General features: G+C 46.4%; 15 protein-coding genes. 1 reads left to right on the top strand and 14 read right to left on the bottom strand.

Annotated features, from left to right (window positions below; all coding sequences use genetic code 11):
- Window positions 1–4: 4 nt before the first annotated feature.
- From dnaK to gpr, 13 genes are all read right to left on the bottom strand, one after another.
- Window positions 5–1,843: a molecular chaperone DnaK gene (dnaK, locus tag AC58U0_RS17345; protein ID WP_261305687.1), complete on the bottom strand. Its 1,839-nt coding sequence runs from the start codon at window positions 1,841–1,843 to the stop codon at window positions 5–7.
- 68 nt (window positions 1,844–1,911) lie between these two features.
- Window positions 1,912–2,496: a nucleotide exchange factor GrpE gene (gene grpE, locus AC58U0_RS17340; RefSeq protein ID WP_497380239.1), complete on the bottom strand. Its 585-nt coding sequence runs from the start codon at window positions 2,494–2,496 to the stop codon at window positions 1,912–1,914.
- A 60-nt stretch (window positions 2,497–2,556) separates the two neighbouring features.
- Window positions 2,557–4,098: a TCP-1/cpn60 chaperonin family protein gene (locus AC58U0_RS17335; RefSeq protein ID WP_057303134.1), complete on the bottom strand. Its 1,542-nt coding sequence runs from the start codon at window positions 4,096–4,098 to the stop codon at window positions 2,557–2,559.
- Window positions 4,095–5,123 (bottom strand): heat-inducible transcriptional repressor HrcA, encoded by a 1,029-nt coding sequence (gene hrcA, locus AC58U0_RS17330; protein WP_497380238.1) that lies wholly within the window; start codon window positions 5,121–5,123, stop codon window positions 4,095–4,097. The genes AC58U0_RS17335 and hrcA overlap by 4 nt, the downstream gene beginning before the upstream one ends.
- A 111-nt stretch (window positions 5,124–5,234) precedes the next feature.
- A complete protein-coding gene (locus AC58U0_RS17325; protein ID WP_235551025.1) occupies window positions 5,235–5,708 on the bottom strand; it encodes an N-acetyltransferase in 474 nt (157 codons plus the stop codon).
- Window positions 5,709–5,866: 158 nt separating this feature from the next.
- Window positions 5,867–7,018 carry a radical SAM family heme chaperone HemW gene (hemW, locus tag AC58U0_RS17320; RefSeq protein ID WP_497380237.1) on the bottom strand — a complete coding sequence of 384 codons (1,152 nt, stop codon included), beginning with the start codon at window positions 7,016–7,018 and terminating at the stop codon, window positions 5,867–5,869.
- A 169-nt stretch (window positions 7,019–7,187) separates the two neighbouring features.
- Entirely contained in the window at window positions 7,188–9,002 is a 1,815-nt protein-coding gene (gene lepA, locus AC58U0_RS17315; RefSeq protein WP_057303137.1) for a translation elongation factor 4, read from the bottom strand.
- A gap of 74 nt (window positions 9,003–9,076) precedes the next feature.
- The gene (locus tag AC58U0_RS17310; RefSeq protein WP_497380236.1) at window positions 9,077–9,472 is read right to left on the bottom strand and encodes a DUF3679 domain-containing protein; all 396 of its coding nucleotides are present in this window, start codon (window positions 9,470–9,472) and stop codon (window positions 9,077–9,079) included.
- Between the two features lie 82 nt (window positions 9,473–9,554).
- On the bottom strand, window positions 9,555–10,784 hold the full coding sequence (spoIIP, locus tag AC58U0_RS17305; RefSeq protein WP_497380235.1) for a stage II sporulation protein P: 1,230 nt from the start codon (window positions 10,782–10,784) through the stop codon (window positions 9,555–9,557).
- A gap of 451 nt (window positions 10,785–11,235) precedes the next feature.
- On the bottom strand, window positions 11,236–11,403 hold the full coding sequence (locus AC58U0_RS17300) for a hypothetical protein (RefSeq protein ID WP_156389954.1): 168 nt from the start codon (window positions 11,401–11,403) through the stop codon (window positions 11,236–11,238).
- Window positions 11,375–12,352, bottom strand: coding sequence for a TIR domain-containing protein (locus AC58U0_RS17295; protein WP_497380234.1), 978 nt, complete (start codon window positions 12,350–12,352; stop codon window positions 11,375–11,377). Before AC58U0_RS17295 ends, AC58U0_RS17300 begins: the two co-directional genes overlap by 29 nt.
- A complete protein-coding gene (locus tag AC58U0_RS17290; protein WP_052228179.1) occupies window positions 12,349–12,822 on the bottom strand; it encodes a nucleotide-binding protein in 474 nt (157 codons plus the stop codon). The genes AC58U0_RS17295 and AC58U0_RS17290 overlap by 4 nt, the downstream gene beginning before the upstream one ends.
- Window positions 12,823–12,957: 135 nt before the next feature.
- Complete coding sequence (gene gpr / locus AC58U0_RS17285) at window positions 12,958–13,956, bottom strand: GPR endopeptidase (RefSeq protein ID WP_497380233.1); 999 nt, start codon at window positions 13,954–13,956, stop codon at window positions 12,958–12,960.
- 289 nt (window positions 13,957–14,245) lie between these two features.
- Here gpr and rpsT point away from each other — a divergent pair, with 289 nt between their 5' ends.
- Window positions 14,246–14,497, top strand: a complete 252-nt coding sequence (gene rpsT, locus AC58U0_RS17280) for a 30S ribosomal protein S20 (RefSeq protein ID WP_028557986.1) — start codon at window positions 14,246–14,248, stop codon at window positions 14,495–14,497.
- Between the two features lie 74 nt (window positions 14,498–14,571).
- On the opposite strand, the gene holA is transcribed toward rpsT, so the two are convergent.
- Entirely contained in the window at window positions 14,572–15,591 is a 1,020-nt protein-coding gene (holA, locus tag AC58U0_RS17275) for a DNA polymerase III subunit delta (RefSeq protein ID WP_497380232.1), read from the bottom strand.
- Between the last annotated feature and the right edge of the window lie 155 nt (window positions 15,592–15,746).

Here is a 15,746-nt window from a genome sequence, read left to right as displayed (position 1 = left end):
ATGATTATTTTTTAGGTTCGTCAACAACCTCGTAGTCAGCGTCGACAACATTTTCTCTGCCTTTAGGGGCTTCGCCAGCGCCAGCTGCGCCTTCAGCACCTTGTGCAGCAGAAGCTTGCTCATACAATTTCACGGAAAGTTGTTGAATAACTTCAGTCAACTCTTCTGTTGCTTTTTTGATCGCTTCGAGTTCGTTGCCAGCCAGAGCAGCTGTTACTTTCTCTTTCGCTGCATTCGCTTTATCGATCTCGCCTTGGTCTACTTTGTCACCAAGATCTTTGATCGTTTTGTCAACGGAATATACGAGTTGATCCGCTTCGTTGCGAGCTTCTACAAGCTCTTTACGGATACGGTCTTCCTCAGCATGAGCTTCCGCATCCTTCACCATTTGTTCAACTTCTGCATCGCTTAAGCCGCTGGAAGAAGTGATCGTGATTTTTTGGCTTTTGCCAGTCCCTTTGTCAAGTGCAGACACGTTAACGATACCGTTGGCATCGATATCAAAGCTAACTTCGATTTGTGGAACGCCGCGCGGAGCTGGAGGAATATCACCAAGCATGAAACGTCCTAGTGTTTTGTTCCCGCTAGCCATCGAACGCTCACCTTGAAGAACGTGAATCTCAACGCTAGTTTGGTTATCTGCATAAGTGGAGTACACTTGTGATTTCGTTGTAGGAATCGTTGTATTGCGGTCGATCATTTTCGTGAATACGCCACCCGCTGTTTCGATACCCAAGGAAAGAGGAGTTACGTCAAGAAGAACAACGTCTTTCACTTCACCAGTCAATACGCCCGCTTGAACAGCTGCGCCAAGTGCAACAACTTCATCTGGGTTAACACCTTTATGAGGCTCTTTACCAGTTAATTTTTTGATCGCATCAACAACCGCTGGAATACGCGTGGATCCACCGACAAGAACAACTTTGTCGATTTGGCTAGTGGACAAACCGGAATCCTGTAATGCTTGACGAGTTGGTCCAAGTGTTCTTTCAACAAGATGTGCGGAAAGCTCTTCGAACTTCGCACGAGTTAGGTTCAACTCCAAATGCTGAGGAACGCCGTCAGCTACTGTAATGAACGGCAGGGAAACCGTTGTTGTCAGAACGCCGGAAAGCTCTTTTTTCGCTTTTTCAGCTGCATCTTTCAAACGTTGTACCGCTGCTTTATCTTTGGAAAGGTCAATGCCTTGTTCTTTTTTGAATTCAGCTACGAGATAATCGATGATAACTTGGTCGAAGTCATCGCCGCCAAGCTTGTTGTCTCCGCTTGTTGCTTTAACTTCGAAGAAACCATCGCCTAATTCAAGGATGGATACGTCAAACGTACCGCCACCAAGGTCATAAACGAGAATCGTTTGATCTTCTGTTTTTTCCAATCCGTAAGCTAGTGCTGCTGCAGTTGGTTCATTGACGATACGAAGAACTTCAAGACCAGCAATTTTACCAGCATCTTTCGTAGCTTGACGTTGGCTGTCATTGAAATAAGCAGGAACCGTAATAACAGCTTGAGTTACCGTTTGACCAAGGTAAGCTTCAGCATCAGCTTTCAGCTTTTGCAGAATAATGGCTGAGATTTCTTGTGGCGTGTAGTCTTTGCCATCGATGTGTTCTTTATGGTTAGTACCAATGTGACGCTTGATGGAGCTAATTGTTTTGTCTGGGTTTGTGATTGCTTGACGTTTTGCTGTTTCACCAACAACGCGCTCGCCATCTTTCTTAAAACCAACAACGGAAGGGGTTGTACGGTTACCCTCCGGGTTAGGAATTACGACGGCTTCTCCGCCTTCCATTACGGCAACGCAAGAATTTGTTGTACCTAAGTCAATACCAATTACTTTACTCATATAAAGCTGCCTCCTTTTGCTCCTATGGAACATTTCGTTTATTTGAATGTTGAGAAAAATAAGATCTCTTACACGCTAACTTTGACCATGGCAGGTCGGATGACTTTATCTTTTAGAATATAGCCTTTTTGCAGTTCTTCTACTACGATACCTTCTTCGTGTTCTTCGGATTCAACCTGCATAACCGCTTGGTGGAATTCCGGATTGAACGGTTGACCTACGGAATCGATCGGTTTAAGCCCTTCTGCTGTTAGCAGTTGATCGATGCCGCGGTACGTCATATCCAAGCCTTTCACCAAAGCATCGAAATCCTTCGTCTCTTTGCTTGAAGACAGCGCGCGATCGAAGTTATCTACAATCGGTAAAAGCTGCTCAATCAATTTTAGCGAAGCGTATTTCGCGAAATCTTCCTTCTCCGCTCTAGCGCGGCGGCGGAAGTTGTCGAAGTCCGCTTGAACGCGTAATAAACGCTGATAGTTTTCTTCTGCTTGCACACGCGCCGTTTCCAACTCGCTAACTTCTTTGGTTTCCTCAGAAACCTCCGCTTGCGAATCTTGGCTTACCGCTTCTTGTTGTTCAGCGGCTTGCTCGCCTTCGGCTGCGTATGTAGTGTTCACGTCTTGCTCGGCTGTTTTGTTATCTCCAGTACTCAATTGTCCTTCACCTCCTAAACATAATACATCATAATCTCTCTGACGTCAGTTTGCCCATCTTTAGGCCTCTTCAAAAGGCTGCTTCATCTTAATAACCGTATGAATACGCAGCACAGCGGCAGCAACTTCTCCAGCCGCTTGCAGAGCGTGAATTTTCACATCCGCTGGATCCACAATGCCGGCTTCTAAGAAGTCAGTTACTTGTCCGGTATCGCAATCTATACCGAGACTGTCGGTTTCCAACGCTATCTGCGCGGCCTTCAGCTCTTCAACCTTCTCGAGCGGATTATATCCCGCATTGACGACAATCTGGGCCACCGGCTTGCGAAGTGCCCCTGCGACAGCGGCAACACCGAAGCCTTCCATGCCCTTCATCGTCTCGCGGACACGCTCTAGATCATGGGCGACCGCCATCTCCGCCGCGCCGCCTCCGGGTAAGTACCCGCCGCGCACGGCGGCTTGAACGGCTGACGCAGCATCCTTCGCGATGCGCGAGCGCTCATGCGCCGCTTCGCGTGTCGCGGCGCCGACGATCACGGTCACGTGCTGCTCGCCGTGACCGCGCGCTACGCGCACGCGCTCCAGCCGCTCGTCGTACGCGGCATAGCCCGCGTGCCCGAGGGCGGCGCCGAGCTCGGGCGCGCTCTTGCGCAGCGCTGTGCGCCGCACCGGCCTAGCGCCAGTGTGCTCGCTCAGCAGCTGCATGTCCCTGCGGGACAGCCGCTGCAGCACGATAATGCCATGGTCGGAGCAGAACTGCTCCGCCTCGGGGTCAACCCCGCGGTCTGATGCGATCAGACCGACGCCAAGCTCCAGCAGCGAGCCTAGGCTGCTGCGGAACTGCTCCCGCAGCTGCATGTAGCGCTGGAAGCCTGCCTCGGTGACCAGCGCTTCCTCGCTGACCGCCTCAGGCTCCAGAGCATCATGCAGCACGAGAATTCGAGCATCGCGCAGCTCATGCTCGAGATGCAGGTTCATCGGCTTCTGATTCAGCAGAATGCCGGTCCATACCTCGCTGCTCGCCTCTTCATGCGCGAGCACACTGTCTGCGAAGCGGTAGCCGTCTTCGCGAAGCTTCGCCTCACCGACCGCTTCGGCGGCTTGAACGATGAGCTTTGCGATGTCCGCCTGCTCCCTACCGGCCGTGATAGCAATGCGTTTCAGCGCGCTATCACCAAGACCGACAATTGCGCGGCTTCGGCTTTGTAAGCTTTTTACCGCCAGCTCGATGCCTTGCAGCATGCCGCTGACGACCTTAGCGACCGGTACGCCGCGCGTTACCTGAGCGACACCTTCTTGCACCAACGCTCCGGCAAGTACCGTTGCCGTCGTTGTACCGTCGCCGATTTGGCGCTGCTGGCTGCGTGCGACCTGAATCATCAACCTAGCCGCAGGATGGGTGACGTCCATTTTTTCCAAAATAGTTACACCATCATTGGTAATAATGACTTCACCCTGCCCGCCAACTAGCATGGTATCGAGACCTTTGGGTCCAAGTGTCCCCTCGACCGCAGAACAAATCGCTCTTACGGCAGCAGCATTGTTGACCAGCGTAGAGTAACGTTCCTCACCCTCGCTATGAACTGTTTTCATTCCGCTCATTTGCCGTACCAACGCCCAAGAACGACTTCTAGATGCTTCGACAAATGCTCCATTAAGCTAATGACCCTGCCATATTCCATTCGGGTAGGACCTAATATCCCTATTGTTCCAAGAGGTTTATCACCGATCGAATACGAGGCTGTTATTAAGCTGCAATTATTGATAGCTTCAATACTATTTTCAGCACCAATTTTAATCTCAATGCCTTCATTTGACGATGTAAACAATTTGATGAGGGTTGGTGCTTCTTCCAATAGATCAAAGATGCTCTTGACCTTGTCAACATCCTTGAACTCGGGTTGGGTCAGCATATTCGTCATACCGCTTAGGAAGACGCGATCTTTCTCGTTACTTTGAAGCACGCTTTCCACAACCGAAAGAAGCTCTTGATACCCGTTCACATATTTGCTTAACTCGCTCGAAATTTCATTGTAAAGCCTGGATTTAAACTCTATCAACGGTACATTTTTAAGCTTTGCATTCAGAATATTAACGACTTTCTCGATCTCAGACATCCGTATGCCTTCAGGAATGGAAACTGTTTTATTCTCCACATGGCCCGTATTCATAACAATAATGGCAACGGCTGTCGTCTCTGTTAGCGGGACAATCTGTAGGTGTTTCAGCGTAGTACTGAATACCTCAGGGCCAAGCACGATCGATGTATAATTCGTAAGACTGGAGAGCATTCCCGCAACATGCTGGATCACACCTTCCATCTCTTGAATGCGTTCGGCAAAAGCACCCTTCATGGAGTCCAAATCGTTATTATGCAAGGTACCATGTTGAAGCAAATGATCGACATAATAGCGATAACCTTTGTGCGAGGGTATACGACCTGCGGACGTATGGGGCTGCTCCAAATAACCCATTTCTTCGAGATCAGACATCTCGTTACGGATCGTCGCCGGACTGAATCCGACATTGCCCCGCTTCGAAATACTTCGCGAACCAATTGGCTCTGCTGAACGAACATAATCATCAATGATAGCACTTAAAATCATGCGCTGACGCTCCGTCAACATAAGGTACCCCTCCTCTTCACAAATCACTATTTGCCACTTTCGTTAGCACTCGTATTTAGTGAGTGCTAAATCCTAATACAAAAATAACAGACCCTAAGGTCTGTTGTCAAGTCAATCCAAACGTTTAAGTACGGCGATTTCGTCGCAGCAATACTGTTTTTTGCAATGCATACAATCTTTCCAAACCTTCTCCGGGAAAATCTCTTTTGGCACGAGGGTAAAGCCATTTTTCTGAAAAAAAGCGACTTCATACGTGAGCGCCATCACTTTAATAATGCCTTGGCTCCTTGCTTCTTCAACTAAGAAGTTCACAAGTTTTCCGCCGATCCCTTGCCCCTTGTAGCCTTGTGTCATCCCAAGTGAGCGAATCTCAACAAGATCAGGCCCAAGTCGTGTAAGGGAGCCGCAGCCAATCAGCAAGCCATCCGATTCGGCGACAACGAAAGTGTCGATCTGCTCCTCCAGCATCTCTTTGCTCCGCGGCAGCATAATCCCCTGCTTGGCATAGCCTTGTATAATATCATGCAGCTTCTCAATATCACTTATCGAAGCTTTTCTAACGGACACTGTAGTTGATAGATTCACTGTCATCCCACCAATCGCAACAAAATGCATAAAACCCACGCTAGCGCCACTACGGCTTTGCCGCTGATTCGCTTGTGGATTCATGTATAAATATACAATAAACCGTATATTTGCACAAGAGTTTTTTGCATTAAAACAGGTCTCTCTATGTTTCTCGCCTAGGCAAGGAACGAAGCAAAGACTTCGTTGCCAAGCAGGATGCCATGTTTGGACAATCGATACCCATCCGGTGTTTGTTCAAGCAGTTGTTTTCGCAGCCATCCATTCAAGGTTTCCCCGAATTGTGATTCGATGGTAGTTTCGAATTGTTCGATAAAATCCGCGTTCCGTACACCTTCGAGCAATCGCAAACCAACCATCATGAAGTCTTCCATAGCTTCCTGCCGCGTTACCTCAAATTGTTCCATGATCGGTAAGCCTACCTTTGCAGCATCGATATAAGGTTGAATTCCCTTCACGTTCACATGACGCTGGCCATTCATATATCCATGTGCCCCTGCTCCGAGTCCATAGTAAGAACGATTGCGCCAATACATCGAGTTATGTCTGCTCTCTCGACCCGGTTTAGCGAAGTTGCTGATTTCATATTGCTTATAACCCGCTGTCTCTAACCTCTTCATGATGAGTTCGTACATATCGACTTCTTCATCTTCACTTGGGAGAGGCAGTTGATTCTTATTGAACAATGTGTGAAACAACGTGTTCTCTTCTACTTTTAGGCTATAGATGGAGTAATGCTGCAGATCTAGAGATAAAGCCTCATCCAAGGTAGCCTGCACGATGTCCACGGTTTGTTTGGGAAGCCCGAACATTAAGTCAATGGAAAGGTTATTGAAACCAAGCTTTTTGGCATTCGCGATGCTTCGATGCACGTCATCTGTATTATGAATGCGCCCAATTGCGGCAAGTAAATCATTATTGAAGGATTGCACACCGAAACTAATCCGATTGACGCCGCCTTCTTTCATAACGGCCAGTTTATCTTCGTCCGTCGTTCCTGGGTTTGCTTCCATCGAAAACTCAACTTGTGTGCTATCTGCTGGGAAATACATACGAACCATGCGCAGAAACCGCTCCATTTGATCAGGAAGCAGTACAGTTGGTGTTCCCCCACCCACGAAAATCGTTTCCACCTTGATCGGTGGATTATTCTTAACCGTAAGTTCCATCTCGCGCTCAAGCGCGTCTAGGTACTCCATAACGGGCTGGCCTTTGAGGACATAAGAGTTGAAATCGCAATAATGGCATTTGTTTGTGCAAAATGGGATATGAATATACACAGCGGTTGGGGCCGTATAGGTTACTAACATAGGGGTATTTCCTTTCTATCTATCTAGGGTAAACAATTCCGCCGTCATCAGGGACGGGCGGTTTGTCAAGGTTGATGCAAAGCAAAGTGTAAAACTATACTTTGTATCAACTAAGAAAAAGCCAAGGAGCAGAGTTACTCTGCCACCCCAGCTTCTCATTCATTTCAAACTATTCGTCAATTTTAAGAACAGCCATGAACGCTTCTTGCGGCACTTCTACGCTGCCGACTTGCTTCATGCGTTTCTTACCTTCTTTTTGCTTATCAAGGAGCTTACGTTTCCTTGAAATGTCACCGCCGTAACATTTGGCGAGTACGTTTTTACGCATCGCTTTAACCGTCTCACGCGCAACGATCTTCTGTCCAATCGCCGCTTGAATCGGCACTTCGAACATTTGCCGCGGAATCAGTTCCTTTAGTTTATCACATATGATTTTGCCGCGATGATACGCGGTATCACGGTGAACAATGAAGGAGAGAGCATCCACTTGCTCGGCATTCAAAAGAATGTCCATTTTCACGAGATTCGATTTCTTGTAGCCGGATATTTCATAGTCAAATGAAGCGTAGCCCTTTGTTCTTGACTTCAACATATCGAAGAAATCATAAACGATCTCTGATAATGGAATTTCGTACGTTAATGTCACACGGTTGGTATCCAGGTATTCCATGTTCAAATATTCACCGCGTTTGCCTTGGCAAAGCTCCATAATTGTTCCTACGTAATCATTCGGAACAATAACCGATGCTTTGACATAAGGCTCTTCAACGAAGTCAATTCGCTGTGGATCTGGATAGTTCGATGGGTTATCGATTTCCATCACATCGCCATTCGTTAATGTGATGCGATATATAACGCTTGGCGCCGTCGTAATTAACGGAATATTGAACTCACGCTCAATACGCTCCTGAATAATTTCCATATGCAGCAGACCCAAGAAACCGCAGCGGAAGCCAAAACCTAACGCTGTAGATGTTTCCGGTTCAAAACGCAGAGAAGCATCATTCAGCTCCAGCTTCTGCAAAGCTTCACGCAGATCGTTGTAATCCGTTGTTTCGATCGGATACAGTCCGCAGAACACCATCGGGTTGATCCGGCGATAGCCTGGCAGCGCTTCAGGCGCTGGGCGATCCGCTTCGGTAACCGTGTCCCCGACTCGTGTATCCCCTACATTTTTGATGCCGGCAACAACGAATCCAACATCTCCGACCTCAAGGGATGGAACGGATGACATTCTCGGTTTGAAAGCCCCGACTTCAATGACTTCAAACACCTTGTTCGTCGCCATCATTTTAATTTTGGAGCCCGCTTTGATCGAACCATCTACGACACGCACATAAACGATAACGCCTTTGTAGCTATCGTAGTGGGAATCGAAGATCAATGCTTTTAGCGGATTGTCCGGATTTCCTTGCGGAGCCGGCACTTTCTCACAAATTTGCTCGATGATCTCTTTAATCCCAATACCGGCTTTCGCGGAAGCATGAACAGCCTCGCTAGCATCGAGTCCGATAACGTCCTCGATTTCCTGCTTCACTTTGTCAGGATCAGCACTAGGTAGATCGATTTTATTGATAACAGGTAAAATTTCTAAATTATTCTCCAATGCCAGGTAAACGTTGGCAAGCGTTTGCGCTTCGATTCCTTGTGCAGCGTCTACAACAAGCAGAGCGCCTTCACAAGCTGCAAGGCTTCGGGATACTTCGTATGTAAAGTCTACATGTCCCGGTGTATCAATTAAATTAAGAATATAATCGATGCCATTGTCAGCACGATAAGCTAATCTAACCGCCTGAAGTTTAATCGTAATTCCGCGTTCCCGCTCCAAATCCATCTGGTCCAGCACTTGCTCCTGCATCTCACGCGATGATAACGCGCCCGTATATTCCAATATGCGGTCGGCAAGTGTTGACTTGCCATGATCGATATGAGCGATAATTGAAAAGTTGCGAATTCTTTGTTGTCTTTCTCGAATGTCCGTCATGCTAAAGACTAACCCCCACTACATGCAAATAATTTTCATTATAGCAGTTGTGGGAAGTTGCAGCAATGTACCCCTTAACCTTTCCCTAAGATGGCATCAAATAAAGACACGAATAATTTAATTCCATGATGCGAAGCAATCTGCAGAAAGTCCCCTAATTTATTCCCAACGTGGTTCAATGAATTATCGTGATCAGCAACCGGTTCAGACTTCTTTTCAGCCTCTGGCTTCACGGCAGCCTTAGTTTTCGCAGCTGCATCTTCTTTGGCCGCCCCAGTTGGTGACGCCTTAACTGTGGACGCTTTCCCAGGTGGCGTTTTGACAGCTGGCTCCTGTGCAGCTTTGGAGGATGGCTGAGGTCCTTGTATGCGTTCCATCCCGCTCGACGCCAAGCTGACTCCGAATAAAATACAGAACAACAGCAAGAGTCCAAACAAGCCTACTTTCATATAAAAATGCCTCAGCCTCATTTTGAGATCCTCCTTAAAGTTTTGCCTTAGCAAAACTTGCTTCGAAAGCATATGCTTAAAGTTTTCGTTGGCAAACTAGCTTCTATGACTGCTTGGGGGTAACAACCGGCGCATCCACTTTCTTCGCGTTCAAAATCACCTCTGAAATAGCTTCTGCCAACCAATCTGTGGTTCTATAGCACTCTTCGAGTGAATTGTACGGACCGCCGACCTCAATTAATATATTATTTGGCGAAAAGTTCTGATTATATAATCCGTTGCCTTCACTGGCTTCTTTGGCATGAATTCCTTTGGAAATACCGGGATGTTTGGCTTCTAATGCTTGATGAATTTTGCTTGCGAATTCCTCATTCTTTTTCCAATTCGGATTTTTACCGCCGATGATGAAATACACCTGGGCATAATCTTTACCGTCGAAGGTTGCGGTCGTTTTATTGCGAGCAGCGGAATCCCGATGAATATCGAAGTAATATTGCAAATCCGGATGTGAAACAGCAGCTTCTTGCAACGTTTTCAAGGAATATTTGTAGGAATACGGATATTCGAAATTTTTGACTGTACTTGGATAGACCGTTTTGGAATGTACGGCACCGATGCCGTCCTTTTCCAAATTTTGAGCTAATCTTTGACCTACGGAAATGATATTCACCTTATCGCTATAAGCCTTATCAGGATCCGTAACACCTCTTAACTCCGGCAAAAATGACTCATTGCTATGCGTTTGATAAATGAAAGCTATATTATCCCCCGCGGTTCTTGGCGGTTGTCCCGTTGGGTTTGTGATCGGAGCGGTACCACCCACAGGTGAGGGTTCTGGTGATGGAGAAAGCTGAGGATTCCTCGCCTCTGCCTCTAGATCTTGGGAGTTTGGACTGTAATCAATAGGATCACTGGGATTCGTTTCTGTCCCTTTTACCAAGACCGTCGTTTTATTCGCATCCATACCAGGAACTTCACTAGCCACGAGGCTTTTGGGATCGCTTGGATTAATGTCCGTCATGAACTGAAAAGCGAAATGAAACACATTATGCTGGGAAAATGTAAATTTCTTCTGATCTTTATGTAGATGAGGCACTTCCATGCCCAGCATATCGATAAAAAATTGATTCGTGACGGATGCAGCTAAACTCTTCATAGATGATACTGGCGAAGTAGTCATAACTCTATTCTGTAAGAAGCCGCCTAGGCCAATAAGAACAAAAAGAGCTAATGTGCCGAAGCTGAGTATAAAAAAAGTTTTCCCGACGGAACTTGCGCTCTGAAACGTTTTCCGAACATGGCTGAGATTCAATGTAGCTGATGTCCATTTCATAGTTTGATTCCTCCTAATCTATCTTACTTCAATCTATGAAACGAGCTCCGTCGATAGAACCCGAAACACTAGAATTTTTCTGATAGAGAGAAAAAGAAGCGCAAATAAACCTGAGACGCTGCTCAGGTTCTTCTGTTGATACATGCACGGGAACTACGGTTACAGCTTGTTTTCTTCAAAATCAACTATCGTCTCATGAAAGGGAACGTAGATACCTTATTTGGGGCAAAATTGGTCTTTTTCATGTCTAGGCGGAACGACAATCTCTTATTTCTCCTTCGACCGCAGTTAATCAGCCAAAATGGCAAAATAACGCTTCTAGGTTCCTCTACTTACCTAAAAGTGCAGTTATTTGATAAATAGCGTACCGTAGTTCCCCTTGGATCAACCTCTTGCGCCTGAACGCAAAAAAAGAACCCCATACGGGGTTCTTAAGTTTATCCTATTACTGCTACGCGAGGGATTCGAAATCAAATGACCCTTTGGCCACAATCGTTACCCCGCTCGTTTTGTTCAGAACAGTAGGTCCGTTATATAATTTGAGCAGCGACTTGTCGCTCGGTTTATGTTTGTGGTCTGTGGTTGGTCGGTTACGAACTTTCTTCATGTGCTTCAGCATAAATAATCCTTCCTTTCACAATGGATTTGAGTGAAGACACGAGCTTCGCATTTCTTTCCGATAACTCCATCATGACTTGATGATGATTGCGCGCGGGAATATCCGTCCTTGTTTTGAAATGTATGGATGAAACAATGGTTGGATGCAGCTTAATGCAATAAATGTATTCAAACTCGCCATCTTCTTTATCCTTGGCTTGCCCCAGGTAGATGTTCGTATCTTTGCCCCGGTAACATTCGGCTAAATAGCTAGTTGGGTCATTGACGTTGAAACTGTGGTTGTTGCTAACCTGACCGGCACGGCCAAACTGCTGCAAGGTGACACCATCTTCGAGAAGCTCAAAGAGCGTTGCCGCTGTCACTTCTTGAAGCTCAATTATACCACAATTGGTATCAAATGTCTTATGGAATTTATCCAAAACGCGGTCATAATCCACACTGGACACACTAAGCGAATCCAAGGCATCAAACAAAAAACTGCGTATAGCATCGTTCTTCTTCATATCGGATAGCTTGAACCGATTCTTATGAACACCGATACTATGTTTAATCGGGTAGAGATGAGGACCTGCTAGCTCCGCAATTCCCGAAACGGCCTGCTGATCATCGATTCGCAGAGGGTTATAACCCTCCAGATATTCAGGCAGTTCACAATTTTTGGACATCACAATGAACGTCCGGCTGTGCCCCAATTCTCCGATACAAAGCCCTATCAATACGAGTATATTCCCGTAAACCAAGGGATCATGACAATCCGCATGTGTGAGAATAAGAAGGGCAAAGTCCGTCTCTTCGATATGCTTTTTTAGCATTTTCAATTTATGATTGGACGCTGTAAGCACACCCTGATTAATAACCGTAACCTCGGATGAAGACGACAACTGCGCTTGATAGAATTCAGCCCACAGCGAACTTGAAGGGGAGCAGCCTATAAATATCTTCGGTTTCATTTCTCCCTCAGCCCTAACTCTTTGAGCATTTGCTTCACGACGAAAGTTGCCGGTCCTAGGCCAGCCATTAGCCCAGAGGAATGATTCGCATCGTAAGTAAGTGGTGTTAGGCCGATTAAATCGGAGGCTATATGTAATTTTTCTTTTTCCGGAATTAGAAAATATGTTCGCTCTAGACCTATTTGTCCAATAAATAACCCCAATTCCAAAATAACATTGTCACGTACCGTGCTAACCAATGAATCTCTCAAAAGTGTCAAATCATTCGGTTGGAAGACAAAGATAGCAAAATCACTAGACTTCGCCTGCTTAATAAGTGGAGCCAAGGTTGTATGTGAAGGTGGGAAAAGCAATTGACTCCAAACCGTTACATCAAATGAAAAATGGAGATTAGACTGCAAAGCCTCTGCGACTTCAACACTTTCAGCAGATGACCCTATGAATAGCTTCGCTTTATGTGCGCTGCTCAACAGAACCACGTCCTCATTTAAGTTGATCGTCCCTTATTTCGACGCTCCCCTCCTTATTCCTTCCAAATTACGTAAAAATGGACAAAAAGAAAGAACTGTATCCACCCATCTAGCGGACCCAGTTCTTAAAATCATTTAGTGCGTATAGGCCGCCACATTATCGACACTTACGGCATCGTGTAAGGCAGCATTTAAGCCGCTAGCAATAATATTGGCGATGTCTTCAATAAACTGGTCGATCTCCTTCGGCGTGACAAGCAGATCGTGTCCTACGGGGTTTAGCACCTCTTTCACAAGCATTAGACGCTCTTCCTCCTGCATACCGTCCAGCAAGCCTAGGATTTGCCCTGTATTTCGCGTCTGCTCGCTAAAATGTTTTTGCATCAGGTCGAAGGCATTATTGACGATGGTAGACGCATATACAACGGTCGGGACTCCAATGGCAACAACGGGAATGCCAAGGTTTTCTTTGGTCAACCCTTTGCGTTTATTTCCAATGCCTGAACCAGGATGAATGCCCGTATCCGCGATTTGAATGGTCGTATTGACCCGATCAAGGGATCTGGAAGCCAGCGCATCAATAGCAATAATGAAATCAGGTTTGGACTTATCGACAATCCCCTGAACGATGTCACTGCTTTCAATTCCCGTGGTTCCGAGCACCCCTGGCGCTACGGCGCTAACTGCCCGATACCCTGGACTAACGTCCTCGGGAACTAGTTCAAAGTAATGACGTGTGACCATCACGTTATCCACAACCAGGGGGCCAAGAGCATCGGGTGTCACATTCGAGTTGCCCAGACCGATAACAAGAGCCTTCGCATTCTTAGGGATGCCGATTTCACGCAAAAACTGTTCAAACTCTTGAGCCAATTTCGTGGCGACGCGGTCCTGTAATTGGCTGTCTTTCTCCCGCAGAGCTGGCACTTCTATCGTTATATAATGTCCGAGAAGCTTACCAAGCGCTTTGGAACCCTCTTCGTTCAGAACGTTGATCTTGGTAACTCGTATCCCGTTTTCTCGTGTCGACTCCTGTTCAATACCAGGTATCGGTTGCCCCTGATTGGCTGCATGAGCCATATCCCTTGCATCTAACGCAAGATCCGTATGTGTTGTAAAAGAGCCTAAGTCCATTGAAGTTCCCCTTTCTCAAAATATAAGAATTTATATGTTTCACATTATAAGCTTTGCATATTTCTGGGTAAACGCGCCTGTCCTTGGAGGACAGCTTAGCCGTTATCCTTGGGTGCATTGCATCCCTTATTGTGCTACGATTTACAACCACTTATACAAAAACTAAGACCACTGAAAACCTATTGACAGGTCTTGCATTTTCAATAGTTGCATGGTAGAATACTTAAAGTTGTCAGCAAACAAACAAATGTAACGTTGAACCGTGTTTTGTAAGTAGGAGGTGAATTTCATGCCAAACATTAAATCCGCTATTAAACGAGTAAAAGTTAGCGAAAAGCGCCGTCTTCGTAACGCTTCCCAAAAGTCCGCTCTGCGTACTGCTGTGAAAGCTTTCGAAACAGCTGTAAGCCCAGAAGCTCTAATTAACGCTTCTAAGAAATTAGATAAAGCAGCTTCTAAAGGCTTAATCCATAAAAATGCCGCTAACCGCAAGAAGTCCCGTCTGGCTAAAAAGCTGAACGCTCTTACGGCCCAAGCGTAATACACGGACATAAAGCAAAAGTCCAGTTCTCTTCACAGAGAGCTGGACTTTTTACTTTTCCAAAGGTTGTCCTCCTAGGCAGCAAGCCTAAGAAGAAACAACTCTAAACCTAACACTTTATCGATTTTCCCCGTTTTCATTTGGAAATCGAGATCCGCAAGCTGCGACATGATCCTGCTCAGCTTCTCAATATCGTATTTGCGCGCCTGCCCTTCAGCCACCTTCACGGCAAAGGGATGCAAACCGATCTGTGAAGCCATTTGCTGCTGGGAGTAGCCTTGTTTACTTAGCTCTTTCACCTGCAGCATGATGCGGAACTGTCTGGCAATGAGCGCCGCGATCTTGATCGGCTCCTCACGCTGCTTCAACAGCTCCTCAAGAATAACGAAGGCGCGTTCCAGCCTTACATTTACAATATCCTCTATAAGAATGAAGACGTTCTGTTCTGTACTGCGGGCCACCAATTGATCGATAACATCAACCGATGCTTCCGCACCGACTCCTACATATAAAGAAATCTTCTCAATTTCTGCAGATAAAGATTGCAAATTCCCGCCGGTGTATAAGATCAGTTGGTCAGCGGCTACCCCCGTGAACGTAAAACCCAGCTGCGCAGCTTGTTTGGCCACCCATTGCTGCAATTCTTCCGGGCTCAATGATAGGAAGGGAACCGCGGCTTCAAGGTCCTTGAGTGCTTTCACAATCTTCTTACGCTCGTCCAGTTTATCTGCATCTACCGTAAACACCACGACGGTATGTTCCGCTGGAGATTTCAAATAATCGGTCAAACGATCCAAGTGATGTTCAATCTTCGAACTTTCCTTCGCCCCAGTGAAAAACAACGCATTCTTCGCGATAACCAGCTTCTTCGGAACCATAAAGGGAAGGGTCTCCGCGTCCTCCAGCACCGCAGAGAGACTAATCTCACTTAAATCAAATTTACTCACTGCAAACTCTTTGTGCTCGGGCTCAATGAGCAAATCCGTTAATACCTGAATAAATTCCCTCATCTTATATTTCTCAGGACCGTAGCACAAATAAACCGGTGCAGGGCGCCCTGCTTGTATATCTTTCAATGCTCTCTTTGCGTCCATAGCTAATGTTCACTCCTTGCAACCATTTTACCAACAACAAAGGGATTACGTCAAAGCCCGAAGACCTTGAGGTAATCCCTTTGTTTGTCTATTTAAACACCGGTTAAAGGCTCTAGAAACCTTATACCGTGTGGACAAACCACCAAAGCATTGCC

It is taken from the genome of Paenibacillus sp. J31P190 (genome assembly GCF_059692075.1).
This window is presented reverse-complemented; position numbering and strand designations above follow the sequence as displayed.

Excerpts from the sequence above, each read along its gene's own strand:
- AC58U0_RS17295 (WP_497380234.1), bottom strand. The coding sequence starts at position 12,352 with ATGAAACCGAAGATATTTATAGGCTGCTCCCCTTCAAGTTCGCTGTGG.
- holA (WP_497380232.1), bottom strand. The coding sequence starts at position 15,591 with ATGGACGCAAAGAGAGCATTGAAAGATATACAAGCAGGGCGCCCTGCA.
- AC58U0_RS17310 (WP_497380236.1), bottom strand. The coding sequence starts at position 9,472 with ATGAGGCTGAGGCATTTTTATATGAAAGTAGGCTTGTTTGGACTCTTG.
- hemW (WP_497380237.1), bottom strand. The coding sequence starts at position 7,018 with ATGTTAGTAACCTATACGGCCCCAACCGCTGTGTATATTCATATCCCA.
- rpsT (WP_028557986.1), top strand. The coding sequence starts at position 14,246 with ATGCCAAACATTAAATCCGCTATTAAACGAGTAAAAGTTAGCGAAAAG.
- hrcA (WP_497380238.1), bottom strand. The coding sequence starts at position 5,123 with ATGTTGACGGAGCGTCAGCGCATGATTTTAAGTGCTATCATTGATGAT.
- dnaK (WP_261305687.1), bottom strand. The coding sequence starts at position 1,843 with ATGAGTAAAGTAATTGGTATTGACTTAGGTACAACAAATTCTTGCGTT.
- AC58U0_RS17335 (WP_057303134.1), bottom strand. The coding sequence starts at position 4,098 with ATGAGCGGAATGAAAACAGTTCATAGCGAGGGTGAGGAACGTTACTCT.
- spoIIP (WP_497380235.1), bottom strand. The coding sequence starts at position 10,784 with ATGAAATGGACATCAGCTACATTGAATCTCAGCCATGTTCGGAAAACG.
- gpr (WP_497380233.1), bottom strand. The coding sequence starts at position 13,956 with ATGGACTTAGGCTCTTTTACAACACATACGGATCTTGCGTTAGATGCA.
- AC58U0_RS17300 (WP_156389954.1), bottom strand. The coding sequence starts at position 11,403 with ATGCTGAAGCACATGAAGAAAGTTCGTAACCGACCAACCACAGACCAC.
- lepA (WP_057303137.1), bottom strand. The coding sequence starts at position 9,002 with ATGACGGACATTCGAGAAAGACAACAAAGAATTCGCAACTTTTCAATT.